At 69.1% G+C, this 23,839-nt stretch carries 16 protein-coding genes, 1 tRNA gene and 1 pseudogene; 5 read left to right on the top strand and 13 right to left on the bottom strand.

Annotated elements, in window-relative coordinates; genetic code table 11:
- Window positions 1-824, top strand: an 824-nt coding sequence (locus tag D7Y11_RS23780) for a hypothetical protein (RefSeq protein ID WP_126934872.1), incomplete at its 5' end; no start/stop codon positions are given.
- Between the two features lie 4 nt (window positions 825-828).
- Here D7Y11_RS23780 and D7Y11_RS23785 read toward each other — a convergent pair.
- Complete coding sequence (locus tag D7Y11_RS23785; RefSeq protein WP_126934873.1) at window positions 829-2,499, bottom strand: hypothetical protein; 1,671 nt, start codon at window positions 2,497-2,499, stop codon at window positions 829-831.
- A 157-nt stretch (window positions 2,500-2,656) separates the two neighbouring features.
- Here D7Y11_RS23785 and D7Y11_RS23790 point away from each other — a divergent pair, with 157 nt between their 5' ends.
- Window positions 2,657-3,592, top strand: coding sequence for a hypothetical protein (locus tag D7Y11_RS23790; RefSeq protein ID WP_126934874.1), 936 nt, complete (start codon window positions 2,657-2,659; stop codon window positions 3,590-3,592).
- 22 nt (window positions 3,593-3,614) lie between these two features.
- Here D7Y11_RS23790 and D7Y11_RS23795 read toward each other — a convergent pair whose 3' ends face one another.
- From D7Y11_RS23795 to D7Y11_RS23815, 5 genes are all read right to left on the bottom strand, one after another.
- Window positions 3,615-4,277, bottom strand: a complete 663-nt coding sequence (locus D7Y11_RS23795) for a glutathione S-transferase family protein (protein ID WP_121752254.1) — start codon at window positions 4,275-4,277, stop codon at window positions 3,615-3,617.
- A 101-nt stretch (window positions 4,278-4,378) separates the two neighbouring features.
- Window positions 4,379-6,193 carry an acyl-CoA dehydrogenase gene (locus tag D7Y11_RS23800; RefSeq protein ID WP_126934875.1) on the bottom strand — a complete coding sequence of 605 codons (1,815 nt, stop codon included), beginning with the start codon at window positions 6,191-6,193 and terminating at the stop codon, window positions 4,379-4,381.
- 101 nt (window positions 6,194-6,294) lie between these two features.
- Complete coding sequence (locus D7Y11_RS23805; RefSeq protein ID WP_126934876.1) at window positions 6,295-8,808, bottom strand: VIT domain-containing protein; 2,514 nt, start codon at window positions 8,806-8,808, stop codon at window positions 6,295-6,297.
- A gap of 112 nt (window positions 8,809-8,920) precedes the next feature.
- Window positions 8,921-10,045 carry a slipin family protein gene (locus D7Y11_RS23810; protein WP_126934877.1) on the bottom strand — a complete coding sequence of 375 codons (1,125 nt, stop codon included), beginning with the start codon at window positions 10,043-10,045 and terminating at the stop codon, window positions 8,921-8,923.
- Window positions 10,046-10,312: 267 nt separating this feature from the next.
- A tRNA-Leu gene (locus tag D7Y11_RS23815) sits at window positions 10,313-10,382 on the bottom strand.
- Between the two features lie 405 nt (window positions 10,383-10,787).
- Between D7Y11_RS23815 and D7Y11_RS23820 the strand changes: the two genes are divergently transcribed.
- Window positions 10,788-11,090: a hypothetical protein gene (locus D7Y11_RS23820; protein ID WP_126934878.1), complete on the top strand. Its 303-nt coding sequence runs from the start codon at window positions 10,788-10,790 to the stop codon at window positions 11,088-11,090.
- On the opposite strand, the gene D7Y11_RS23825 is transcribed toward D7Y11_RS23820, so the two are convergent.
- From D7Y11_RS23825 to D7Y11_RS23835, 3 genes are all read right to left on the bottom strand, one after another.
- Window positions 11,087-11,755 carry a bifunctional 2-polyprenyl-6-hydroxyphenol methylase/3-demethylubiquinol 3-O-methyltransferase UbiG gene (locus D7Y11_RS23825; RefSeq protein ID WP_121752250.1) on the bottom strand — a complete coding sequence of 223 codons (669 nt, stop codon included), beginning with the start codon at window positions 11,753-11,755 and terminating at the stop codon, window positions 11,087-11,089. The genes D7Y11_RS23820 and D7Y11_RS23825 overlap by 4 nt on opposite strands.
- Window positions 11,756-11,790: 35 nt before the next feature.
- Complete coding sequence (gene glgX / locus D7Y11_RS23830) at window positions 11,791-13,935, bottom strand: glycogen debranching protein GlgX (protein ID WP_126934879.1); 2,145 nt, start codon at window positions 13,933-13,935, stop codon at window positions 11,791-11,793.
- A 138-nt stretch (window positions 13,936-14,073) separates the two neighbouring features.
- Window positions 14,074-15,342 carry a hypothetical protein gene (locus tag D7Y11_RS23835; protein ID WP_121752248.1) on the bottom strand — a complete coding sequence of 423 codons (1,269 nt, stop codon included), beginning with the start codon at window positions 15,340-15,342 and terminating at the stop codon, window positions 14,074-14,076.
- A gap of 186 nt (window positions 15,343-15,528) precedes the next feature.
- Here D7Y11_RS23835 and D7Y11_RS23840 point away from each other — a divergent pair, with 186 nt between their 5' ends.
- Window positions 15,529-15,744, top strand: coding sequence for a hypothetical protein (locus tag D7Y11_RS23840; RefSeq protein WP_169820352.1), 216 nt, complete (start codon window positions 15,529-15,531; stop codon window positions 15,742-15,744).
- Window positions 15,745-15,912: 168 nt separating this feature from the next.
- On the opposite strand, the pseudogene D7Y11_RS45355 reads toward D7Y11_RS23840, so the two are convergent.
- The 4 genes and pseudogenes from D7Y11_RS45355 to D7Y11_RS23865 form a co-directional block, all read right to left on the bottom strand.
- A pseudogene (locus D7Y11_RS45355) lies at window positions 15,913-16,646 on the bottom strand (IS5 family transposase); the annotation flags it as partial.
- Window positions 16,647-16,787: 141 nt separating this feature from the next.
- Window positions 16,788-17,360, bottom strand: a complete 573-nt coding sequence (locus D7Y11_RS23855) for a hypothetical protein (RefSeq protein WP_120575695.1) — start codon at window positions 17,358-17,360, stop codon at window positions 16,788-16,790.
- A 223-nt stretch (window positions 17,361-17,583) separates the two neighbouring features.
- Window positions 17,584-18,300: a hypothetical protein gene (locus D7Y11_RS23860; protein WP_121752247.1), complete on the bottom strand. Its 717-nt coding sequence runs from the start codon at window positions 18,298-18,300 to the stop codon at window positions 17,584-17,586.
- Between the two features lie 47 nt (window positions 18,301-18,347).
- Window positions 18,348-20,873, bottom strand: coding sequence for an RND family transporter (locus D7Y11_RS23865; RefSeq protein ID WP_233604863.1), 2,526 nt, complete (start codon window positions 20,871-20,873; stop codon window positions 18,348-18,350).
- A gap of 381 nt (window positions 20,874-21,254) precedes the next feature.
- On the opposite strand from D7Y11_RS23865, the gene D7Y11_RS23870 reads away from it, so the two are divergent.
- Entirely contained in the window at window positions 21,255-23,744 is a 2,490-nt protein-coding gene (locus D7Y11_RS23870) for an RND family transporter (protein WP_120575693.1), read from the top strand.
- Window positions 23,745-23,839 lie beyond the last annotated feature (95 nt).

The raw sequence follows: 23,839 nt of genomic DNA on the forward strand, positions 1-23,839 counted from the left end.
GCGAAGGCGTCTACGTGAACATGGCCTACCTGATGGAGGAGGGGGAGGGCGAGTTCAAGTTCATGACGAGCGAGGTGTCGCGCGAGAAGCCCATCGACTACGGGCACATGGCGCGGGTGCTGGTGCAGGAGCGCGAGCGGGGCGGCTATCCCATCTGGGTGACGGGGCCGGCGCTGGTGCACTCGCGGGCGCGCGCGGACATGACGTGGTTCGTGGAGAACGGCTTCGTGGGGGCACTGCTCGCGGGCAACGCGGTGGCGGTGCACGACATCGAGGCGTCCATCTACGGCACGACGCTGGGGATGAGCGGCGCGGGCGAGGCGACGTCGGGAGGGCACGGGCTGCACATGCGCGCCATCAACCGGGTGCGGCAGGCGGGCTCCATCGCGAAGGCGGTGGAGGCGGGCGTCATCACCAACGGCATCATGCACGCGTGCGTGAAGCACGGGGTGCCGTTCGTGCTGACGGGATCCATCCGGGATGACGGGCCGTTGCCGGACGTGGTGACGGACAACCTGGCGGCGCAGGACGCGATGCGCAGGCACGCGGTGAAGGCGACGATGGCGGTGCTCGTGGCCACGGCGCTGCACGCCATCGCGACGGGGAACATGTTGCCCGCGTTCGTGACGGAGAAGGACGGCAGCCTGCGGGAGCTGCCCACCATCTGCGTGGATTCGTCCGAGTTCGTGGTGAGCAAGCTGAAGGACCGGGGCACGCACCAGGCCTTCGGCGTGGTGACGAACGCGCAGGACTTCATGCACATCCTGCGGCTGTACGTGGAGCGCGAGCTGGCCGCGCGAGGCACGGCGCCGAAGCCGGCCTGAAGCCTCAGCGCTGGGTGAGGGCCGGAGCCGAGACGGTCTTCCAGGCCGCGCTCGACAGTCCGCCCTCGGTGCCGAAGAGGGCGGAGTCACCGTCAGGGAGCACCGCGTAGACGCGCGGATCCGCCAGCTTCGGCAGGGCCCGCGTCTCCCCCGTGGCCACGTCGAAGTACGACGCGCCGAGCAGCGTGCCCACCAGCGCCCCGCCGGGCACGAGCGCGGCGGAGACGATGGCGGAGGAGGGCAGGCCGGGAGCAGCGCGCACGCGAGTCCACTTCGCGCCGTCGAAGTAGCTGAAGCCGTCCTGGCAGGTGCCCGCGATTGCGCGTCCTTGCGCGTCGGTGGACAGCGCGGTGATCCAGTTGTCGGTGAGGTCGCGGCCGTCGTGGAAGCGCTGCCACTTCGCGCCGTCCCAGCGCAGCAGGCCCCGGTCCTCGCTGCCCATCCACAGGAATCGGCCCGAGGCTTCACCGACGGAGGGGTGCTTGCTCCACTCCGTCGGCAGCGGCAGCCGCTTCACGAGCGACAGGGGCGCGGTCCCGGGAGTGACCAGGGACATGCCCCGGCCGTCGACCAGCGCGACACCGTCATCCATCTGGGACACGTTGAGCACGGACAGCTTCCCCAGGGCCACGGGGTTGCGAGACCCGTAGGCAATCTGCGTCCACGTCTTCCCGTCATGGAAGCCCAGGCCATACGTGGTGGCGACGTAGAGGTTCGGTCCGTCGCTGGTGATGCCCAGCACCTGGTCGCTGGGAAGCGAGGGCGTGCGGATGGTCTGCCACCGGCCGTCATCGCGCTGCCAGCAAGCGCCCCGGTCGAACGTGCCCACCACCAGCCGCCCCTGATGCCGGGCGAGCGCGGTGATGTGATTGCCGCAAATCTGCCCGGTCGGAGTGACCCGGCGCCACCCCTTCGGGCCATGCAGGAACACACCCGAGGAACGCGTGCCCGCCCATTCCGTGTTCAACACGGTGGCGCCCTTGGGCACGCTCACGGCCTGGAGTGGCACGGACTCCGTCTCCCACGCGTGCACCTCCCCGTGACTGCCCACGATGCGCACGCCCTGCTCCGTCACGGTGAACGACAGCGGCCCGGTGGGCACGTCGCGCAGCGCGGAGAGCCGGCCACTGGCGCTGATGGAGAACGCGCCCTCGGTGGTGCCCACGTCCACGCCGTCGCGCGTGTCGGAGATGAAGCGCACCGGGCCCGGCAGGGACCACGCGCGCTGGGTGCCCAGTTCGAACAGCCGCCCCTCCGCCGTGCCCGCGAAGCGCGGAGAGAACGCCGTGTACGTCGCACCTGGAGTCAGCACCGAGGCCAGTGACTCCAGGCGGTTCACGTAGTCCGGAGTGCTCGCGTCCTCGGCGGGAGGCAGCGCCTGCCAGTGCACGTCCAGCACGGGCGTCACCTGGAAGCGGGCGTCCAGGGACACCAGCCCTTCATCCGTGGCGACGAAGAGCCGGTCGCCCGTGGACTCCAGCGCGCGGCAGTAGTGGCTGGGAAGCCCGTCCTCCACCGTGAGCACGCGCACCGGACGGCCCGCGGGCGTGAACAGCTCCAGGCCGCCTTCGGTGCACGCGACGACGTGGCCGCCGAAGGGCTCCAGGTCGTGCACGGTCTCGGTGTTGGTGACGGTGGCGGCCAGGGTCAGCGCGGTGAGGGTGGAGAGCATCATGCTCCACCCCTATTGCGAACCCCGGGCCAGCCCGATGTGTGTCCCCGGAGCCGCACCCGCGGCCCCAGGCCAGCGGGTCTGTTGCCCCTGTCGCCCTTTCACGAACTATCGTCGCGCGAGGGGGGATTGGGGCCGGGCCTCCGTTGGAGTCCACGACATGCTGCGTTCTGGTTCGTCCCTGGCGATGGCGCTCGCGCTCGCCATCCTCTGTGCTTGCGCACCGTCCGACCCGTGCGATGTCGTCTACTGCGGTCCGGGCCGGTGCGACGCGTCCTCCGGACAGGCCGTGTGCGACTGCCCCCAGGGCTACGTCCAGGCGGACATGTCCTGCAAGCGGAACGTGCGCAAGGGGGATGACCATGGGGACTCCATCGAGGCCGCGACCCCCTTGGAGTTCATGGACGCCGACCAATCGATGCACGCGAACCTGGACATCGTGGACGACGTGGACCTGTTCTCGTTCCGCATCAAGACCGGCCGCATCTACCGATTCAGCTGCCGTCGCTACCTGGATGAAGGTTACGAAGGCTACGAGCCGACCTGCTTGGTTGAGCTCCTCGGCGCGGACGGGCTCAAGTTGCCGGGCTCGGTGGGCTCAGGGGGGCCTGCGTACTACCAGGCGGCCGTGCTCGCCACGCAGGATGGCACCGTGTACGCCCGCGTGAAGGGCTTCTCCGCCTCCCCCTCCACTTTCGACACCCGCTACGAATACTCGCTGGTGGACCGGGGGCCGGACGACTTCGGGAACACCCTCGCGGAAGCCACCCGTCGGCCCGTTGGCACCAACGTCTCGGGGCACATCGAACCCTACGGCGATGTCGACGTCGTCGCGCTGGACGTCGTCGCGGGCCGCACCTACCGGTTGGTTTGCGGAGGCGTCGGCAACAACAACTGTGGCATGCGAGTGCGCGACCCCGGGGGCGAGGTGCTGTACCAGGCGGCGATGGTCGAAACAAAGCCGAAGAACGACACGTTCGACCTCCAGGTGATGCAGGAAGGCCGTCATACGGTCGAGCTGTTCTTCACCACGGGGCTCCTCTTCTCCTACGGCGTGGGTGACTACACCTTCTCTGCCACCGACCTGGAACCTTGAGCGCCCGCCACGCTGCCCGCGGCTAGCGCGCGCTGCCCGCCGGGACCCCAAGACGCTGCTCATAGGCATCCAGCGTCCGCTGCCAGGCGGGCCGTGCCTCACAGCGCTCGCGATAGGCGGAGACCCGGGGGAAGCCTTCGAGCACGCCCGCGTTGCGCACCTCGCGCAGCACCGTGGTCATCAGGATGTCCGCCACGGTGAACGCCTCGCCGGTGAGATACGGACGCTCCCGGAGCCAGTCCTCGAGCGTGGTCAGGTGGAGCTCGGCGTACTTCACCAACCCGGGACGCCGCTGCGCGCCGGTGGGGTCGGCGTCGCCGAGCAGGTCCACCATGATGAGCTGGGCCATCGGCAGCTCCACGGTGGTGAGCGCGGCGAAGCACCAGCGCATCACCTGGGCGCGGCCCTGGAAATCCGTGGGCATCAACTGGCCCGTCTTCTCCGCCAGGTACAGCAGGATGGCGCCCGTCTCGGTGAGCACGAAGCCGTCGTCGTCGAGCACCGGCACCTGGCAGAAGGGGTTCAGCTGCTGGTACTCCTCCCTCCGGGTTTCCCCAGCGGGATGATCCACGCCGTGCACCCGGTAGGGCACGCCCAGCTCCTCGAGCATCCACAGGACGCGCAAATCGCGCGTGAGTCCTACGACCTTCGAATGGACGCGGCCAAAGCCATACAGGGTGATCATCGCGGCATTGTTGATGCCGCGTCCGCCGCTGTCGAGGCGCTTGTTCGCACCAGCGGTTGGCGACGCGCTGCGAGAAGCGCGCCGCCACCGCCTGCCTCTGGCTAGAACGACTCTTCCGGCATGTCCATCAGGTCCAGGTTGCCGTTCTCCACCATGCGCGCGGCGTGCGCGATGCCGGGCAGCACCTCATGGCAGTACCAGCGGGCGCTGGCCACCTTGCCTCCGTAGAACGCCTTGTCACCGGGGTTGGTCTTCATCCGCTCCAGCGACACGGCCGCGTGGCGCACCAGCAGCCAGCCGATGATGACCTCCGCCACGGCGAACAGCACGCGGTTGCCCTGGAAGCCCACGTGGTAGACGGACTCGCCCAGCTTGCCCATCAGCGTGCCGAGCATCGTCTGCAGGTGGCCCACCGCCTCGCCCAGCGCGGCGCGCTCGGTCTTCAGCTCCGGACCGCCCTCGTCGCCATCCGCCGTCGCGCGGACGCGCTCCAGCAGGCCCATCAGCGTCGCGCCGCCGTCGCGCGCCACCTTGCGCATCAGCAGGTCCAGCGCCTGGATGTGCGTGGTGCCCTCGTAGAGCGAGTCGATCTTCTGGTCCCGGATGTACTGCTCCACCGGGTAGTCCGTGAGGAAGCCCGAACCGCCGTGCACCTGGAGCGACAGGGACAAGAGCTCGTACGCCTTCTCCGAGCCGTATCCCTTCACCAGCGGCAGCAGCATGTCGTTGAGCACGTCCGCCTCGCCCGCCGCGGTGGAGCGGTGGCCTCCCTGGATCTCCACCTGGTCCTGCACGGACGCGGTGAACAGGGCCAGCGCGCGCAGACCTTCCGCGTGCGCCTTCTGCGCCATCAGCATGCGGCGCACGTCCGGGTGCTGGAGGATGTTCACGCGCGGCGCCGTCTTGTCGCGCGCCTTCCCCAGGTCGCTGCCCTGCACGCGGTCCTTCGCGAACGACAGCGCGCGGTAGTAGCCCGCGGACAGCGCGGCCATGGACTTGAGGCCCACCGCCATGCGCGCGTTCTCGATGATGTGGAACATCTGCCGGATGCCGTCGTGCACGTCACCCAGCAGCAGGCCGCGCGTGGGCTTGCCGTCGCCGAACGTCAGCTCGCACGTGACGGACCCCTTCAGGCCCATCTTCTTCTCCAGCTTGGTGCACACGACGTTGTTGTGCTCGCCCAGGCTGCCGTCCTCGTTCACCCAGAACTTGGGCACCACGAACAGCGACAGGCCCTTGGTGCCCGGCGCCGCGCCGTCCGGACGCGCGAGCACCATGTGGATGATGTTCTCCGCGATGTCCGACTCGCCGTTGGTGATGAAGCGCTTGACGCCTTCAATCTCCCAGACGTCGCCGTCCACCTGACGGGCCTTGGTGCGCGCGGCGCCGACGTCGCTGCCCGCGTCCGGCTCCGTCAGCACCATGGACCCGCTCCAGCGCTTGTCCAGGATGTGCGGCAGGAAGCGCTGCTTCTGCGACTCCGTGCCCAGCTTGTCGATGACGCGCGCCAACAGGTTGCCCAGCGTGAAGAACGCCAGCGCGGGGTTGCTGCCCAGGATCAGCTCGAACGCGGCCCAGCCCAGCGACGGCGGAGCACCCAGGCCGCCCAGGTGCGAGGGCGTCTCCAACAGGTGCATGCCCGCGTCGTAGTAGGCGCCCATCGCGGCCTTGAGGCCGGGGGGCAGCTTCACCTCGCCGTTCTCCAGCTTCGGCGGGTTGTGCTCGGACTCGTCGAAGCTCTTCGCCAGCTCCTGCGTGCACAGCTGCGCGAACGTCTGCAGCGTCTGCCGGGCCGCCGTCTCGTCCAGGTCCCCGAAGGGCGCCTTGCCCAGCGACGTGTGGCCGATGTCCAGGAACTCGAAGAGGTTGAACTCAATATCGCGGAGGTTGGGCGTGTAGTGCAGGGACGACGACATCGAAGGACTCCTCGCGGCCGGGTGCGAATGAAACAACCCCGCGCCAGTGAAGGCGCGGGGCCAGAAACGGACCGCCAGGGTATCCGAGATTGATTCGCGGGTCAGTCACGCCGAGCGTGGATGACGCGCAGCGTCTCCCGGCGCTCGAAGCGATTGCCGGCGGCGTCGCGGGCGACGAACACCAACTCGTAGGAACCGGCGGGCGTGCCTTCGGGGATGACCAGCGACTTGTTGAAGCGCAGGCCGTCCTGCGAATCGAGCAGCTGCTGGTCCTCGCCGAAGAGGTCGCCGTACACGCTGACCTCCTGCGTGGCCTCCACCGCGTCCACGTCGAACGTCAGCGTGTCACCGGGAGAGAGCTCCTTCTGGGAGAGGACGACGTCGAAGTCATTGCCCTGGGAGTCCAGGCGGTAGCGAACCTCGCTGCGCTCCACGCGGCCGTCCGCCAGCTCCGCGATGATGAACACGGTGTAGTAGCCATCCGAGACGCCCAGCGGCACGAGGAACCGGCCGCGCCACGAACGGGTGAGCGAGTCGAACGTGAGCGGCTTCACCAGGCCGAAGGGGAAGTAGGCGGTGACGCGGCGGGCGTTGCGCGGGGCGCGCACGGAGATGATGGGGTCGCCGGGGGGAATCTCCTCGCGGCTGAGCGCGCCGGAGACCATGCCGTCGGGGAGCTGCACGGGGACCATCTCGCGGACCGACTCGCCATTGGGGGCCGTGCGGGCCACCTGCTCCACCGCGACGAAGGACGTGTAGCGGCTCATCAGGTGGTACTGGAGCGCGGTGTCGGTGATGCCCTGGACGACTTCAGGCGTCTCGCCACGGTAGCCCTCCACGGTGAGTTCCTCGATGCGCTGGCGGGCCCAGAGGCTCTTGAGTGAATCGTGCTCCGGGGCGACTTCGGGGAAGTGCACGGGCACGTCGAAGCGGCGGACCTGGCCACGCACGCGGCCGGAGATGCGGAGGACGCCGTCACCGGTGCCGGTGAACTTGCCCACGAGGAACAGCGGCTGACCGGCGAAGAGGTCCGGCACGGACTTCGGATACACGTCGCTGACGGGCAGGCCGTCGGTGTCCACCACGACCGAGGTAAGGACGGGGCCGCGCATGCGCTGCTCGAACTCGCGGGCGACGTCCTCCTCCGGGCGGTTGAGGTTGACGAGGGTGGAGGCGCCGCGGCCGAGCTCACCCATCTTGGTGATGAGGTAGCGGTTGGTGCTGGAGCCCACGCCAGCGGAGAAGATGCGCGTCTCCTCGCGCATTTGCTCCTGGAGCGTGCTGAGGACCTGCTCGTCACCGCCGATGAGGCCGTCCGTCATGAAGAGCACCATGCGCAGGCGGGCGGGGTCGTTCGGGGGGACCATGGCCTCCTGGGCGGCGATGCGCACGTCGGTGCCGCCACCGCCCCAGAAGTTGGCGACATAGGGCAGGGCGTTCTGGATGTTCTCCTGCGTGGCGGGGACGGCGGTGGGCGCGAACTTGGTCACCTGCGTGTCGAAGTTGAGGACCTGGAAGGTGTCCTCGGGCATCAGGTGGTTGAGCACTTCCTTCGTGATGGCCTTGGACTTCTCGATGGCGAGGCCGGACTGCGAGCAGGACGTGTCGAGCACCATGTAGAGCTCGCGAGGAACGATCTCCCTCTGGGTGGGGGACAGCTGCGGGTTGAGCATCACCAGGAAGTAGCCGTGGTCCGCGCCGGGCTCGCGGTGCATGAGGACGGCGGGGCGGATGAGCGCGTCGGCGACGACGTATTCGAGGATGAAGTCCTTGTTGGGGATGCGGTCATCGCGGCCCAGGCTCACGGTGGCGCGGGACTGGCCTTCGCGCTTCACGTCCACGCGGTGGGTGGTGGAGCGCAGCGAGTGGACCGGGAGGCCCGCGTCCAGGCGAACGGTGAGCTGGATGTCATGGCCGCTGCGCGAGTCGGCGAGCACCGGGGGCGTGATGCGGCTCGCGTCGGGGACGGAGGTGGTGTCGGGCTCCACGCCTTCGCCCTGGCGCGTGGGCAGCGGCGTGCCGCCGATGAAGCGAGGGGCCACGACCATGGGGAAGCTGAAGCGGTAGGTGCCGGCGTCGTAGGTGAGGCGCTCCACGTAGTGGATGCGCACGCGGATGGTCTCGCCGGGGAGGATGTTGGCGACGGACTGGGTGAAGATGTTCGGCCGCTCCTGGTCGAGCAGCGCGGCCGTCTTGCCCTCGGCCTTGGCGCGCTCGTAGGTGTCGCGGGCCTGTTCGCGGGTCTGGATGACGCCCGTGATGACGCGCTCTCCGATGTGCATCTCCATGCCATCCACGGCGGCCAGCTCCGGCAGCGGGAAGACGTAGATCGCTTCAAGGGGAGCGCTGTAGGGGTTCTCGAACACCTGCGTCACGGTGACGGAAGCGAGGAAGCCACTGACCTCCGCGTCCACCTCCGTGTGCTTGAGGCTGAAGGTGCGCGGCTCGGTGTCCGGGCACGCCTCGGTGTCCGCCTGCTGCGGCTGCGCACGGAAGCGAGCCACCAGGGTGCCCTGGGCGACGCCCGCGGTGGGCGAAGCGGCCGGGGGGCAGGGTTGTGCGGAGGCCGGGGCGGCCAGAAGGCAGACGAAGAGCGTGGCGAGCAGGACTCGCATGGTCGGGAACCTTGGTTTCAGGGTGTGCCCGGGGACATTGCAGCCCCCGGGCCAACCCTGGTTCCCCTCTGAAACGACAGGCCGTGTGGCTGTGAAGCCACACGGCCGTGTGTCAGCTGCCCTTGAGCTGCAGCGTGGGCACCGCGCCCTCACCGAGCACGAGGTGCACCTGACCCACCTTCGCGGCCAGGTCCTTGTACGCCTCCAGCTCCTTGAGCCGCACGAGCAGCGGGTTCTCCGCGAGCACCTTCGCCGTCTGTGCCATGGAGCGCGTCGCCGCCGTCTCCTCGCGCCGCAGGATGACGTTGGCCTCCGCCTCCTTCTGCGCCTGGATGACCCGGTTGAGCAGGTCCTTCATCTCCTTCGGCAGCACCACGTCCTTGATGCCGAAGCGCAGCAACTCCAGGCCCACGCCCTCCGCCCCCGACTTCACCTGCGCGTACAGCTCCTCGGACACCATCTCGCGCGCCGCGAGCAGTTCATCCAACGTGCGTGTGGACACAGCCTCGCGCGCAGCGAGCTGCATGGCCAGGTAGAGGATTTCATCCGGCGCTCGCGCCACCACCGCCAGCCGGCGCGCGTCCACCACCCGGTACGCCGCGGACAGGTTGAGCCGCAGCGTCACGCGGTCCTTGGTCATCACCTCCTGGCCGGTGACGTGGAGAAGCTTCTCGCGCAGGTCGATGACCGCGAACTGCACCTTGTGCGCGACCGTCCACGCCGCGTGCCGGCCCGGCGGCAGCACCGCGTCCAGCACGCCGTTCACGTACCGCAGCGCCACCGTGCCCTCCGTGGCCGTGGTCTCCACGTAGTCACTGGCCGGAATCAGCGCGCGCACCTCGTCCCGCGGGGGCTCCGTCGCCACCCCGGACACGTCCACGCGCTCCACCCGCACCGTCGGCGTCTCGGGCCGACCGGTTCGACCGGGCAGCCGCTGCGCCGTCCACACCTGGTGCTGTCCCCGCCCCAGCCACCGCACCGGCTGGCCGTGATGGAAGACCACCGCGCGCTCGTCCGCGCCCAGCTCCAGCACCTGGAGGTCCTTCTCCGGCACCAACGCGAGCTTCGCTTCATCCAGCCGGGTGACGGGCGGCTCCAGCGGCACGCGCTCGTAGCGGACGTTCTGGAACGGACGCACCACCCAGTGCCGGCCCGGCCCCAGGTACTGCTCCGCCTTCCCGTTCACCACCACGAACAGCCGCTCGTTCTGCGCCACTTCCACCCGACCGATACCCATGACACGTCACCTCGACGACAAGAAAAGAGTGCAGCCCGGCTGCTGGAGAAAAGGACCCCGCCGCCCCACGAGCGCTTCGCGCGAACAGACCGTCCGGATCCGCGTTCAGCCTCCCGAACCTCCGCACCGGATGCAGGTCACGGACGGCGACCGGAGCGTTCCGCGAACAGCACGGAAGCCTCTGGACACCCTGGCGACCGGCCAGTGTGCGGCGTGGGGAGGAGGACGCGGTGGACTCGCGTTGGCACCAGCGGAAACGACGGGGTCCGGCGAACGAAGGAGTCGAACCTTCGAATGCGAGATCTTGAGTCTCGTGCTCTACCGTTGAGCGAGTTCGGGTTTTTGCCCAGCCAAGGGCAGCCATGCGCGCCTCACGGTGGCGTGCGACCGGTACGGCCTTCGATAGCGGCAGGAACACCCGGAGGTGATGGCCGTGAGGAACGTCCGAGTCTCATGCACCGGCGCAAAGCGCCCCCGCATGGAACCGGACGCCTCGGGACAACCCCGTGCGCCCCCCTGAAGCTGCCGACGGGCCTCTGGACGCGGGCGTGCGAAAATCCTGACGGCCCATGTCCCAGACCCTGGGGCTCAGGTGTCCAAGCGCTGCGTGCTCCATGCGCCATCTCGGGGACACATGAATCGAGCCGTTTGGGTCGTGATGCTGGGAATGAGCTGTGCGCTGCTCGGGGCCTGTGGGGAGGAAAGCGCTGGGGACGAAGACTCCGGCTGGCGCTTGGGGGCCATGAAGCTGCAGATCTCCATGGGAGAGGATCCCTGCCCCGTGGTGACGGCGACGGTGACCCTGCTGTCGGGTGATGGGCGCCCGACAATGGGGCCCCTATCGCTCAACGTGAGGGATGGCGTCATCGAGGGCGTGACCCTCCCCTACGTCTACGAGTCGAGTGCCTGGTGGGTGCAAGTGCATGCCTACGACAGCAACGGCAACAACGTGTGCAGCGGGGACGACCCGGGCACAGGCGTGCACGAGGGGCGAACGACGTCCGTGTACATCAAGATGCACTGCGCGTTTCCGAATTGCCCCTAGCCGCCGCGCGTCACGTCCCACCAGCCGAACCACATCACACGCTCCTCGGCCAGCAGCTCCCAGCCCGGCCCGTGCACGTACTCGCGCACGCGGAGCCCCGCCGCCTCCACCGCGCGCGCCGTCTCCTCCGCGCCCCACAGGTGCAGCGTCACGTCCGTGTCCGCCGTGCGCACCCGTCGCGTGGACGCCTCATGCGCCTCCAGCCCGGACCTGCGCTCCAGCACCGTGAACAACATCCGCGCGCCCGGCTTCAACACCCTGCCCAGGTGCCCCAGCACGCGCGGCAGGTCATCACAGAAGTCCAGGCAGCCAATGGCCAGCGCGACATCGAACGTGCCCAGGTCCTCCGGCACCGGATCCAGATAGCTGTGCACGCGCCACGTGCCGGACGGCCTTGAGCGCTTCGCCAACTCGAGCATCTCTGGCGCCAGGTCCAGGCCCACCACGTCCACGGACGCGTCCAACCCGCGAGTGTGCAGGCCCGGGCCACAGCCCACGTCCAGCACGCGCAGGCCCGGCTTCATCACGTCCCCGAGGAAGTGCTCCACGCGGTCACCGTAGCGGTGCAGCGACGGGTAGAGCACCTCGTAGGCGGAGGCGATCTCCCCGTACACCCGCGCGACGGCGGCCTCTTCACTCCTGCCGCCGTCCCCTTCGTCCGCCATGCCGTGCGCTCCTGATCAACAGCGCGGGCACCGTATCACGGCGTGTTGTTGCTTCCCGGCTTGCGGAACACCGCGAGCGACCGCCCGGCCATCTCGAACTTCCCGGGCTTCATCTCTTCATCGCCGCGCTTGTCGTCCGCCGTGTACAGCTCCAGCCGCCACGCGCCGCCCTCGCCCGGCGGCGGCACCGTGAACGGCACCGTGTCGTGGTGCGCGTTGAGCAGCACCAGCAGCGAGTCGCCGTTCACGCGCTGGCCCCGCTCGTCCGGCGTGGGGATGGCGTCGCCGCCCAGGAGGAACGCCAGCGAGCGCACGAAGGGCTTCTGCCAGTCCTCCGCGCCCATCTCCGTGCCGTCCGGCCGGAACCACGCCAGGTCCTTGTGCTCGGACTCCCACAGGTGCTCGCCCTGGAAGAAGCGGCGGCGCTGGAGCACCGGCTGCCCGTGGCGGAACTGGATGAGCTTGCGCGTGAACTCCAGGAGGTCCTGGCGCGTCTTGTCCAGGTTCCAGTCCACCCACGACAGCTCGTTGTCCTGGCAGTAGGCGTTGTTGTTGCCCTGCTGCGTGCGGCCCATCTCGTCGCCCGCGACAATCATCGGCACGCCCGTGGACAGGAACAGCGACGCCATCAGGTTGCGCTTCTGGCGCTCGCGCAGGGAGATGATGTCCTTGTTGTCCGTCTGTCCCTCCACGCCGCAGTTCCACGCCTGGTTGTCATCCGCGCCGTCGCGGTTGTGCTCGCCGTTGGCCTCGTTGTGCTTGCTGCTGTACGTGACCAGGTCGTGCAGCGTGAAGCCGTCATGCGCGGTGACGAAGTTGATGGACGCCTGTGGACGCCTCCGCGCCGCCGCGAACAGGTCCGCGCTGCCCGTGAGCCGGTAGCCCACCTCCGAGGCCTGGTTCTCGTCGCCCTTCCAGTACTTGCGCAGCGCGTCCCGGTACTTGCCGTTCCACTCGTGCCACGGCGACGGGAAGCCGCCCACCTGGTAGCCGCCGAGCCCCACGTCCCACGGCTCCGCGATGAGCTTCACGCGGGAGAGCACCGGGTCCTGGTTGATGATCTGGAAGATGGGTGCGTTCGGGTCGTAGCCACCCTTGCCCACCCGGCCCAGCACCGTGGCCAGGTCGAAGCGGAACCCGTCCACGTGCATCTCCTCCACCCAGTAGCGCAGCGAGTCCACGATGAAGCGCGTCGTCTGCGGGTTGGAGGCGTTGAGGCTGTTGCCGCACCCCGTGAAGTCCAGGTAGTGCCGCGCCTCCGGCATGGTCCAGTAGTACGACGCGTTGTCGATGCCCTTGAACGACAGCGTGGGCCCCAGGTGGTTGCCCTCGCACGTGTGGTTGTACACGACGTCGAGAATCACCTCGATGCCCGCCGAGTGCAGCGACTTCACCATCGACTTGAACTCGGCCACCGCGCCGCCCGGCGTCTTGCGGCTGGCGTAGCGCTGCTCGGGCGCGAAGTAGTTCAGCGTGCTGTAGCCCCAGTAGTTCGACAGGCCCTTGTCGTTGAGGAACGAGTCGTCCGCGAACCCCTGCACCGGCAACAGCTCCACCGCGGTGACGCCCAGCTTCTGCAGGTGCTCGATGATGGCCGGCGAGCCCAGGCCCGCGTACGTGCCGCGCTGGTGCTCCGGCACGCCCGGGTGGCGCATGGTGAGGCCGCGCACGTGGGCTTCGTAGATGACTGTCTTGCGCCACGGGATGTCCAGGCGCCGGTCATTGCCCCAGTCGAAGAAGTCGCTCACCACCACGCCCTTGGGCATGCCGGCCGCGCTGTCGCGCTCGTCGCGCATCAGGTCCTTCTTCGGATGATCCAGGGGGTAGCCGAACACCGGCTGCTTCCAGTTCACCTCGCCGTGCAGCGCCTTGGCGTAGGGGTCCACGAGCAGCTTGTGCGGGTTGCAGCGGTGCCCCTTCTCCGGCTCGTAGGGGCCGTGCACTCGCAGGCCGTACAGCGTCCCGGGCTCCAGGTCCGGCACGTAGCCGTGCCAGACGAACTCCGTGCTCGTCGGCAGGTCGAAGCGTTCAATCTCCTTCGTCGGGTCCGCCCGGTCGAAGAGGCACACCTCCACGCGGGTGGCCACCTGCGAATAGACCGCGAAGTTGGTTCCCGCGCCGTCGAAGGTCGCGCCACGAGGCCAGGGCTTGCCCGGCCAGATCTCCCGCTTGCCGCTCATGCGTCTCACTCGATTCCGTGGGGAAAACCGCCGCCGGAATGTGGGTGCGACTGCGCGATGCGGCAAGACGTCCGGGTGTGCTGACTGTCCACCGGACAGCGCTCTGGCAAGTGGTCGGTGCTGAAACGACCTGCCCTGTCAGGCGGCGACAGCGTGGTCCAATGAACGCCAGGTGCCCAGGGCCCAGTCCTGCTCGTCTGGATCATCGAAGCTCACGACGCAGAGGGCGCGGCGGCTGCCGGAGCGGCACAGGGCCGTCAGCCGGCACTCGCCGGGACCCACGTGCAGGGACGCGCGGCCGCTGACGCGGGCGCCGTGGTGCTCCAGCTCCAGGGCCTTTCGCTCCGGGCTGGTGGGCGCCAGCTGCTCCTCCGCGGAGTCCTCCAGGGGCACCACGCGCACGGTGCGGCGATGGTCGCGGGCCACCCAGCTGCCGTCCTGCAGTCGCGACTCCGCCAGCGAGCCGGGGATGCGAATCTCCCAGCCCTCCGGGAGCGCCACCTGCACGGAGCCCCGCCGGTAGCCGATGGACGGCCCCACGCCGGGCGACTCCAGGGCGCGGCGGTGGACCTCCTCCGCCACCGTCCCTCCCATGCCCAGGTATCCGAGCACCTCCTGCCACTCGCGCCACGGGTAGGGGAGCGAAGGGTCCTCGCGCCAGGCCTGCTCCAGCAGCCGGGCCACGTCGCGCAGGCGCTGGCGCTCCTCCTCCAGGAGCGGCGGGCGCCAGACGACGTCCGTCCACAGCCGGCACAAGGCGCGCGTGAAGCGCTCGCGGGCGTCCACGCCGGGGTTCCACCAGGGGAACACGTCCGTGCCCTGTCGCGGGTCTTCGTGCACGGTGCGCAGCCAGCGCTCGTCGCGAGGCCCCAGGGGCGTGAGCAGCGCGCCCGGGTGCTGGAAGGTGTGGCCGAAGCGCATGGACAGCGCGAAGCCGGAGTTGCCCAGGCTGCGCATGCGCAGCACCTGCCCCACCGAGTGCTGGAGCCAGCCCAGGAAGTGCTTCTCCACCAGGTCCACGTCGCCAGTGTGGAAGTAGCCCGTGGCGTCACCCACGCCCACGTCCTCGTCGGGCGGAGCCCAGGAGATGCCGTTCAGGTCGCCCAACCCCTTGAGCAGGTCCACCAGATAGCGGTGGTAGCCGGGCCCCGCGGCGCTGGTGTCCGCGGACACGACGATGCGCTCCTGGGTCGTCGCGAGCAGTGACACCTCCGCCGCGGCCGGGTGCAGGCGCAGGCGCAGCACGGGCGCGCCCTGGGGGCCCTCCTCGATGCGGGTGCCCTCCAGCACGTCCGCGGCCACCTGCTGGAACCAGGCTTCCACGCGCTGCAGCCAGGACAGGGGCGCCTCCGGGGGGGCGAACAGCGGATCGCTTGCTCCTCGTCGGCCTGCCAGCAACAGCTTCATGCGTTGGACGCTTTCGGTTCGGGTGCGGGTGCGCGCTGCCTGGACCTCTTTGGATAAGCCCCCGGCTGCTCCCTGTCATCCAAGAGAAACGCATTCTGGAGGCCGGGGGGCATGCGGGCGGGGGTGCGCCCGGTGGCGGAAACCCCCGGTCCGCCCCAACCTCAGAGGGGAAAGGAGGCGTTCGTCATGAGCAAGAAAGACGTGTTGCACATTCCCTTGGAGGGGCTGCCTCCCGCGCCGGCGCGCGAAGCCGGGACGGAAGAGGATGAGCAGCAGGAGCGCCGCACGCCGTCCACCTTCGACCCGGGTGGGGGTCCCGGCAATGGGCCGGGTGACAACGGGAGCCCGCGCATCATCGAACCGGTGGGCCAGCCCTACTCGCCAGGCGTCAAGGTGACCTGATCATCTCAGGTCTCGCTGTCTCCATGACCCCGCTGACGCCTTTCGCGCGTCGGCGGGGTCTTGTTGTTCGCGCGTGCAAGGCCGGACGCTGGAAACGGCGAAGCGCCCGCGACCGGTGAAGGTCACGGGCGCTTCCATGTCCACCCCGAGGGGGACTAGGGGGTGTCCCTAATTGAGCCACATCCGAGTGCAGGCGAGGTGGATGAGGGCAAGGTAGTTGCGGGCTGTCTTCTCATATCGAGTCGCGAGGCGGCGGAAGCGCTTGAGGCCATGGAAGAACCGCTCGACCAGATAACGAAGGGCGTAGAGCTTGCGGTCCTTCGAAAGGGCTCTGGGGCGCTCCGGCTTGGAGGCGATGACGGCCTTCATGCCGAAGAACTTGAGCAGGGCGCGGAACCAGTCCGCATCGTACCCGCTGTCGGCGATGCAGGCCGCGCCCACCGCGTGCATTATCAGGTCGTCGGCCTTGGTCATCTCGTGCCGCTGGCCGGGCGTCAGTTCGATATGGCGTGGCCGTCCTCGGCTGTCGACGAGGGCATGGACCTTGGTCGAAAAACCTCCTCGAGAGCGTCCCAGAGCGTTGTGTTGGACCCCCCTTTTCCTCCCGCGGCGTCCAGATGCGCCCGGATGGTGGTGCCATCAAGGATGGACGCTTCGTCCCCCGGCACGGGAGGATTCGACTCGAGCTGCACTTCCTTGAAGAGCCGCTCCCACACGCCGCGCTTCGACCAGTTGTTGAAGCGGTTGTACACGGACTTCCACTTGCCATATCGACCGGGCAGGTCTCGCCAGGGGCTGCCGGTGCGGGCGAGCCAGTACACGGCGCTGACAAACAGACGCTCGCCTTTGAGCGAGTGCCGGCCCCGCCGCGGAGGCAGAAGCGGGCGGATGCGCTTCCATTCCTGGTCGGTGAGTTCATGTCGGTGCATCCCCTGGGGTAGGCAATGGCCCCGCTTCAGTGCAACCCCACCTGCTGATGCTCGGCCGAGGGCACGACTGCTACCCTCGGCCGCAGTTCATCTTCTCTCGTTTAGGGACACCCCCTAGCGCGTGGTGCCGTTGTTGGGCGCCATCGTGCCGGTGGAGTCCGGCACCGGCGTGGTCATGTTGCCCTTGGCGCCGGAGTTGTTCGGGTCGAGCGTGGAGTCGTTGGGCAGGCTGCTGTCGTCCGGGATGGCGCTGTCGTCCGGATCCAGGCCGGAGCCGCCCGTGCCCGGCTCGGTCATCTCGCCGTCGTGCACGCCGGGCTCGGCCTCACCGGTGCCCGCGCCGCCAGTGCCCGGGTCCAGGGTGCCGTCGTTCGTGGCGGGCGGCAGCGTGGAGTCATCCGTGTTGCCGGAGCCGCCGGTGTCCATGTCCGACGGAGGCAGCGTCGTGTCCGGCGACGTGCTGCCCGTGTCGTAGCCGGAGCCGCCGCTGCTGGGAGGCGGCGTGGTGGTGGTGCCGGAGCCGGACGTGTCCGTCCCCGTGCCGCTGGAGTCCGTGCCCATGGTGGAGTCGGAGGCCGGCTCGGTGCCGCGCGTCGCGGATTGATCCGACTTACATCCCGTACCGAGCGCGAGCGCACCCGCGAGAACCGCCGCCACCGTCAGCTGGGTCTTCAGGAACTTCTTCATGTGGATTCCCCCGATAGGAGCTCTGACTGCTTGAAAGGTCGTGGCTGCCTGCACGACCGAAAGTGAGCAGGCCTCGGGATGTGTGCAGGGGTGGCTCATTCGCCTGCTTGCTCGGGGAACGGCATGGGCGGCCGCGAGGGGAGGGTTGCGCGGGACGGGGTTGTCCACCGTGCCCCACGCCCGATGGCTCGGAGTGCGAGCCAGGGAGCCCGGCCCACGGGGCTCAAGGACTCGGGGGCTGGAGCACGCTGCCGCCACCGAGCGGCGTCACGGAGTTGCTGGACGTGTTGCTGTCCGGCGTCAGCGGGTTGCCTCCTGGCGACGGCGTGGTGGGCTGTGAGCTGGTGATTTCCGGTGGCGTCAGGCCCGTGGCTGGAGGCAGCACCGCGCCCGTGCTGGACATGGTGCCCGTCGGAGTTCCCGGCGTGACGGTGCTGATGGAGGCGCCCGGCAGCGTGGTGCCGGGGGTCGTCGTCGCGGGCGGCAGCAGCGCGCCCGTGGTGGCGGTGGAGCCCGTGGAACCCGCCACGGTGGTGCTGGTGCCGGGAGCCAGCACCGCGCCGGTCCCTGTCACGGTGGTGGCCGAACCGGGCGCGACCACCGTACCGCCGCCCGTCACGGTGGTGGCATTGCCGGGGCCAGGCGGCACGTACTCCGTTGTGTTGCCGGAGACGGACGGCTGGGTGCCGTACGGCTGCGGAATCACCGCGCCCGTGCTCGTGCCGCTGCCGCCCGCGCCCACGCTGGTGACGTCGCCAAGGGGCTGCGTCACCTGGTTGTCCAACGCGCCTCCCATGGGGGCGGGCGTGCCCGGCGGGGCCCCCGGGTTCGGCTGGCTGGTGGTGATGGCGCTCGCGGAGTTCGGATCCACCTGCGCGTTCGCGGTGCCCAGCGCCAGGGTGCCCGCCGCCACGCTCATCCAGATCCATTGCTGAGACATCGCTTCCGCTCCTTGTGGCTGTGGGGCCGGACGGACGACGCCTCGGCCTAATGGGAGGGCGTGGGCCGGTGAGGACCCTGGCCATCCCTGATGAGGTGCTCACCCCGGCGGCGCGAGGGAACCGCACGGTGGCGCCGCTTGCGCTCGGAGAGCACCAGCAACAGCGCCGGGAAGGTCACCAGCATGATGAGCAGGTTCATCCCGAACCCCACGTTCGCCAGGGCGCCAATCGAGTTGAGTCCCGGGTGGTCCGCCAGCAGCAGCGCGCCGAAGCCCACCGCGCTCGTGAGCAGGCCGCCGCAGATGGCCTTGCCTGTCTCCGAATACACCCGCACGAAGTCGCTGCGCGGTGACGCGAGCCGCGTGATGAGGTGCACGCCCGCGTCCACCGTCGTCCCGATGAGCACCGGGATGACCAGGATGTTGAGGTAGTTGAACTCCATGTCCAGCAGCGGCATGAGCCCCAGCACCGCGAACAGCGACACCACCGTGGGCATCAGGCACAGGAGCGCGGTGCGCAGGCCGCCCAGCGTCAGCCACATGGCCAGCAGCACCGTGAGCGTGGAGCCCAGCAGGATGAACGGCGCCTCGTGCGACACCAGGTTCACGATGTCCGCCTGCACCATCGCTTCACCGGCCACCACCGCGGGCCGGCCATCCGGCAGCACCATCCCGCGGACCTCCTTCGCCATCCGGCGCATGGCCTGGCCGTTGGATTGATCCGCGGACGGATACACCAGCACGAAGCCGGTGCCGTGACCGTCGCGTCCCTCGAACTGCTGGCGCACGCTGGAGGGCAGGTCCGCCTCGGTGAAGGGCTGTGCTCGCACCTGCCTGCGCAGCTCCTCCAACTGCCCGCGCTGCTTCGGGGTGAGCTGGCCTTCGGGCACGTCCTCCACCCGCTTCCCGATGTCCTTCAGGATGGCCTGCTTCTCCGCCTGCCGCTCCGGCACCAGGCTCGCGAGCGCCGCGACGAAGTCCACCGTGGAGTTCGCGCCCTGCTGCCGCTTGCGCGCCTGGAGCTCCCGGACGACCGCGGCCTCCTCCTCGCGGGAGTTCGTGAGCACCACCAGCGGGACCTGCGAATAGCCGATGAGCTGGTTGACGGCACGGTCCAGCACGAACGAGTCCAGGCGCTGGTCCTGTAGGGAGCCGATGTCGTAGTCGAACCGCAGGCGCGGCATCTGCGTGAGCAGGCCCGCCACCACGAGCGCGGACACGACGGTGAGCAGCCCGCGCCGGTGCGTGATGACGCGGCCCAGCGGCGCCTCCGTCATCTCCGTGGAGTTCGCGCGCGGCCTCCAACCCCAGCGCGCTCCCAGCCCCAGCACCGCCGGAAGCACCAGCACGTACGCGAGGATGAGCACCAGCATGCCCACGCCCGCGATGACGCCGAACTCGCGGAACGCCGTGAGCTTGGAGCTGCCCAGCACGAAGAACGTGAGCGCCGCCACCACCGCGGACACCAGCGCCGCGCCACCTGTGTGCGTGAACGACTCGCGCGTGGCCTGCTCGGAGGACCGCCCCTCTCCGCGCAACGCGAGGTAGCGGCCCAACAGGTGGATGCCGTGCTCCACGCCCAGGCCGCCCAGGATGGCGCCCAGGAAGGCCGTGAGCAGGTTGACGCGGCCATACGCCATGCCCACCAGACCGTAGGTCCACGCGAGGCCCGCGCCCACCGGGGCCAACACCATCCCCACCGCGAGCACGCTGCGGAAGTGCAGGAACAGGTAGAGCAGCACCAGCACCGTGGCCACCGTCGAGGACACCGCCACGTCGCGGGTAATCTGTCCCTGCTGATCCATCTTCTTCTGGAACGAGCCGGTGATTTGCGTGTGGAAGCCGGGCCCGTACTTCGACAGGTCCTGTTGCCGCAGGACGCCCTGCACCTCTTCGACGATCTTCGTGGAGAAGGTGAGGTCCGCGGACGACACCTCTGGCTTGGCCAGCACCACCACGCGGCGCGCGGCGGGGTCCAGGTAGTAGTCGCTGGGGTGGCTGGACAGGCGCGTCACCGCGCCGCCGGCGTACTTCTCCTCCAGGTCGGAGAAGTCCAGCGATGGGGCGGGGTCGTCAGCCAGCGGCACGTAGAGTGGATTGGCCTGCTCCTTCTCCCAGGTGAGGCGCGTGTCGATGCGGCGCTCCACCTCCTTCAGGTCCTCGGGCGACAGGAAGTAGAGCGCGTGGCTGCGGAAGAAGCTGCTGGGGCGGGTGATCTCCACATAGCGGATGCCCGGCAGCGCCTCCAGCTTCGGCGCCACGTCCTCCGCGAACTGCTGGAGCTGCGCCGGGTCCCCATCCTCGCCCACCACCACCACCCACCCCTGGGCGCCGAAGCGCTGCTCCAGGGTGTGGATGGCCTCCACGCTTTCGAAGGACTGGGGCAGCAGGTCCACCAGGTTCGCGTTGAGCGTCAGGTGGCGCGCGGACAGCAGGCCCACGACGGACAGCACGAGCGCGCAGACAAGCGCCGTGAAGGGGCGGCGGTGGTTGTGCGCGGCCAGCGCACCCATCGTGCGCTCCACCCGGTGCATCCACGTGCTTTCCGCTGCTGAAGACGGGTTCGAGGCCATCGACCATGCCTCCATGCGGCGCCTGCCTCCTGGCAGGGCCCGTATCGAGGCAAAAGCTGGCCATGTCACAGACCGTCAGCACGACGGCGCGAGGGGCTGCTCCGCCCGTCCGCCGACACCGGAACGGGTGGGGCAAAATGCCTCAATTTTCAGAGGAGAAGCCGATCCCCTGGCATGACGCGCGCCGGGGCGGCATACATGGCGCGGCCCAGGCCCGGCTGTCTTTGTTCCCCGGGCCAGGCATGCGGCCAGTGGAGGCCCCGGGTCGATGCCTGGACGCACGGTGGCTCGGGGCATATACGCGAGAGCAGCCCGGTTCGTTCGGGCTCAAGGTTGTCCCCGGGCCGTCACGGCGCGGGCTTTCAGCAGGAAATCACATCCATGAGTGACACGCGGTGGTCCGGACGGTTCGAGGCGGCGATGGGCTCCCTGGCGGCCCGCAGCCACCAGAGGCCCTGGGTGGCGTTGTTCGTGACGCTGGTCCTCACGGGTCTGGGCACCTTCTTCGCACGCGACCTGCGCCTCAACGCGGACCTGGCGAACCTGCTGCCCAAGTCGTTCCAGTCCGTGCAGGACCTGGAGAAGCTGCGCACGCGCTTCGGCGGCATGGGCAACGTGGTGGTGGCCGGCATCGGCGCGGAGCCTGAACAGCTCAAGCAGTTCGTGGACGACATGGCGCCGAAGCTGGCGACGCTGTCGGAGATCCGCTTCGTCAACGCGCAGCGGCCCAGCCAGTTCTTCGACGAGCACGGCCTCTACTACGTGGACCTGCCGGACCTGAAGACCATCGAGGAGCGCATCGACGCGCGCTTCGCGTGGGAGAAGGAGCAGGCCAACCCGCTCTTCGTGCGGCTGGAGGAGGAGGCGCCTCCGTCGCTGGACTTCAGCGACATCCAGAAGAAGTACACCGGCGGCGCGAACATGCGGCTCGCGGGGCAGGGCGGCCTGTACTACCTGGATCCGCAGGAGCGCATGGTGGTGATGCTCCTCAAGGCCAAGGGCTCCTCCGCGGACCTGGGCTACTCCAAGACGGTCATCACCCAGGTGGAGGACTACCTGGCGAAGCAGGACCTGTCGAAGTACGGCCCCGGCTTCCGCACGGAGATCACCGGCACGTTCAAGAAGAAGATCGACCAGCAGGCGGTCATCACCGGCGACCTGGCGCGCGCGTCCACGCTGGCCCTGGTGCTGCTGCTGGCCTACCTCATCTTCCACTTCCGCAGCGGGCTGTCCGTGGGCCTCACCATGGTGCCGGTCATCGCGGGCCTGACGTGGACCTACGGCTTCGTGGGCATCGCGTACGGGCAGGTGAATCTGCTCACGGGCTTCCTCGCGGCGGTGCTGGGCGGCCTGGGCGTGGAGCACGGCATCCACCTGTTGGGGCGGTGGGGCACGCTGCGCTCGGAGGGCATGACGTCGGAAGAGGCGGTGCGGGAGACGTTCCGGCACACGGGCTTCTCCGCGCTCATCTCCGCGCTGGTGGCGGCGCTCACGTTCCTGAGCCTGTCGTGGTCGGAGTTCAGGGCGTTCCACGAGTTCGGCGTCATCGCGGCGGTGGGCATGATGGTGAGCGTGGCGTCGTACCTGCTCATCCTGCCGGCGCTGCTGGGGCTGGTGTCGCGCTGGGGCTGGGTGCCTCGCGAGCACCAGTCGCAGTCCGGGCCCATGGCGATGCTCGCGCGCTTCCTGCCGCGCCGTTACCGCGCGGTGGTGGTCGTGATTGGCGTGGCGCTGGTGGGGCTCATCAGCCAGGCGTACCGGGTGAGCTTCAACTACGACTCCACGAAGCTGGATGACGTGTCGCTGCCCAGCGTGCGGTTGGACAAGCGCATCGACCACATCCTGGGTTACTCCGCGACGCCGGTGGTGGTGCTGACGGACACGGAGGGGATGGAGCGCGAGGTGGTGAAGCAGCTCCAGGCTCGCAAGGAGAAGTTCGGCAAGGACTCCACCATCGACTTCGTGGGCGCGCTGGAGGACCTGGTGCCGCAGCATCAGGAGGAGAAGCACGCGCTGCTCCAGGCCATCCACAAGAAGCTCCAGCGCATCGACCCGGAGCGCGTGGAGAAGGCCCAGCGCGACGACCTGCTGCGCGCGGTGAAGATGACGTCCGCGAAGCCCTTCGTGCGCGAGGACCTGCCGGTGGGCCTGCGCCGCCAGTTCGAGCCCGCGGCCGGCCAGAAGGGCGGCGTGGTGTTGGTCTACGCGAACGTGAGCCTGTCGGACGGCGTGGGCACGCGGCGCTTCACCAAGGAGGTGCGCAACCTCCAGATGCCAGACGGCAGCCAGGTGTCCGCGGCGGGCGAGGCGCTCATCCTGGCGGACATCCTGGACATGGTGGCCTCCGAGGGGCCGCGCATCCTGGTGGCCGCGGTGGTCAGCGTCTTCCTGGCCATGTGGCTGACGCTGGGCTCCTTGCGCAACGCGGTCATCTGCATGCTGCCCACGCTGCTGTCCATCGCGGCGCTGGTGGGCCTGATGGCCATCATGGGCCTGCAGTTCAACTACCTGAACATCGTGGTCATCCCGGTGCTCATCGGCACGACGGTGGACGCGGGCGTGCACCTGATTGAGCGCCTGGGCGAGCCGGGCGCGGACTTCACCACGGTGTACGCGGAGACGGGCCGGGCCATCACGGGCGGCCTGCTGACGAGCGCCATCGGCTTCCTGGCGCTGGTGTTCGCCAAGCACCCGGGCCTCAACTCCATTGGTGACCTGGCCAACCTGGGCTTCGCGGTGAACATGGTCATCGTGCTGGTGGGCTTCCCGGCGCTCCTGCTGCTGGTGGACCGCTGGCGCAACAAGCACAGCAGCGCCACGTCGACCCCGGCGTCCGGCGACGACGGAACCGAGCGCCCCGCGGAGAGCTGATCCGCGCGAAGCCAATCCATGCAGGCAAGGAGGCCCCGGCATTGCCGCCGGGGCCTTTTTCATTGCGTCCGGAGGGGCCGGGGCCGTTCCGCCAG

Source organism: Corallococcus sp. AB018 (genome assembly GCF_003986945.1).
GTDB lineage: Bacteria > Myxococcota > Myxococcia > Myxococcales > Myxococcaceae > Corallococcus > Corallococcus exiguus.

Bases quoted from the DNA above. Each gene is read 5' to 3' on its own strand.
- D7Y11_RS23800 (WP_126934875.1), bottom strand. From the start codon at position 6,193: ATGTCGTCGTCCCTGCACTACACGCCCAACCTCCGCGATATTGAGTTC.
- glgX (WP_126934879.1), bottom strand. From the start codon at position 13,935: ATGAGCGGCAAGCGGGAGATCTGGCCGGGCAAGCCCTGGCCTCGTGGC.
- D7Y11_RS23820 (WP_126934878.1), top strand. From the start codon at position 10,788: ATGAAGCTGCAGATCTCCATGGGAGAGGATCCCTGCCCCGTGGTGACG.
- D7Y11_RS23810 (WP_126934877.1), bottom strand. From the start codon at position 10,045: ATGGGTATCGGTCGGGTGGAAGTGGCGCAGAACGAGCGGCTGTTCGTG.
- D7Y11_RS23840 (WP_169820352.1), top strand. From the start codon at position 15,529: ATGAGCAAGAAAGACGTGTTGCACATTCCCTTGGAGGGGCTGCCTCCC.
- D7Y11_RS23860 (WP_121752247.1), bottom strand. From the start codon at position 18,300: ATGTCTCAGCAATGGATCTGGATGAGCGTGGCGGCGGGCACCCTGGCG.
- D7Y11_RS23870 (WP_120575693.1), top strand. From the start codon at position 21,255: ATGAGTGACACGCGGTGGTCCGGACGGTTCGAGGCGGCGATGGGCTCC.
- D7Y11_RS23865 (WP_233604863.1), bottom strand. From the start codon at position 20,873: ATGGCCTCGAACCCGTCTTCAGCAGCGGAAAGCACGTGGATGCACCGG.
- D7Y11_RS23795 (WP_121752254.1), bottom strand. From the start codon at position 4,277: ATGATCACCCTGTATGGCTTTGGCCGCGTCCATTCGAAGGTCGTAGGA.
- D7Y11_RS23855 (WP_120575695.1), bottom strand. From the start codon at position 17,360: ATGAAGAAGTTCCTGAAGACCCAGCTGACGGTGGCGGCGGTTCTCGCG.
- D7Y11_RS23835 (WP_121752248.1), bottom strand. From the start codon at position 15,342: ATGAAGCTGTTGCTGGCAGGCCGACGAGGAGCAAGCGATCCGCTGTTC.
- D7Y11_RS23785 (WP_126934873.1), bottom strand. From the start codon at position 2,499: ATGATGCTCTCCACCCTCACCGCGCTGACCCTGGCCGCCACCGTCACC.
- D7Y11_RS23790 (WP_126934874.1), top strand. From the start codon at position 2,657: ATGCTGCGTTCTGGTTCGTCCCTGGCGATGGCGCTCGCGCTCGCCATC.
- D7Y11_RS23825 (WP_121752250.1), bottom strand. From the start codon at position 11,755: ATGGCGGACGAAGGGGACGGCGGCAGGAGTGAAGAGGCCGCCGTCGCG.
- D7Y11_RS23805 (WP_126934876.1), bottom strand. From the start codon at position 8,808: ATGCGAGTCCTGCTCGCCACGCTCTTCGTCTGCCTTCTGGCCGCCCCG.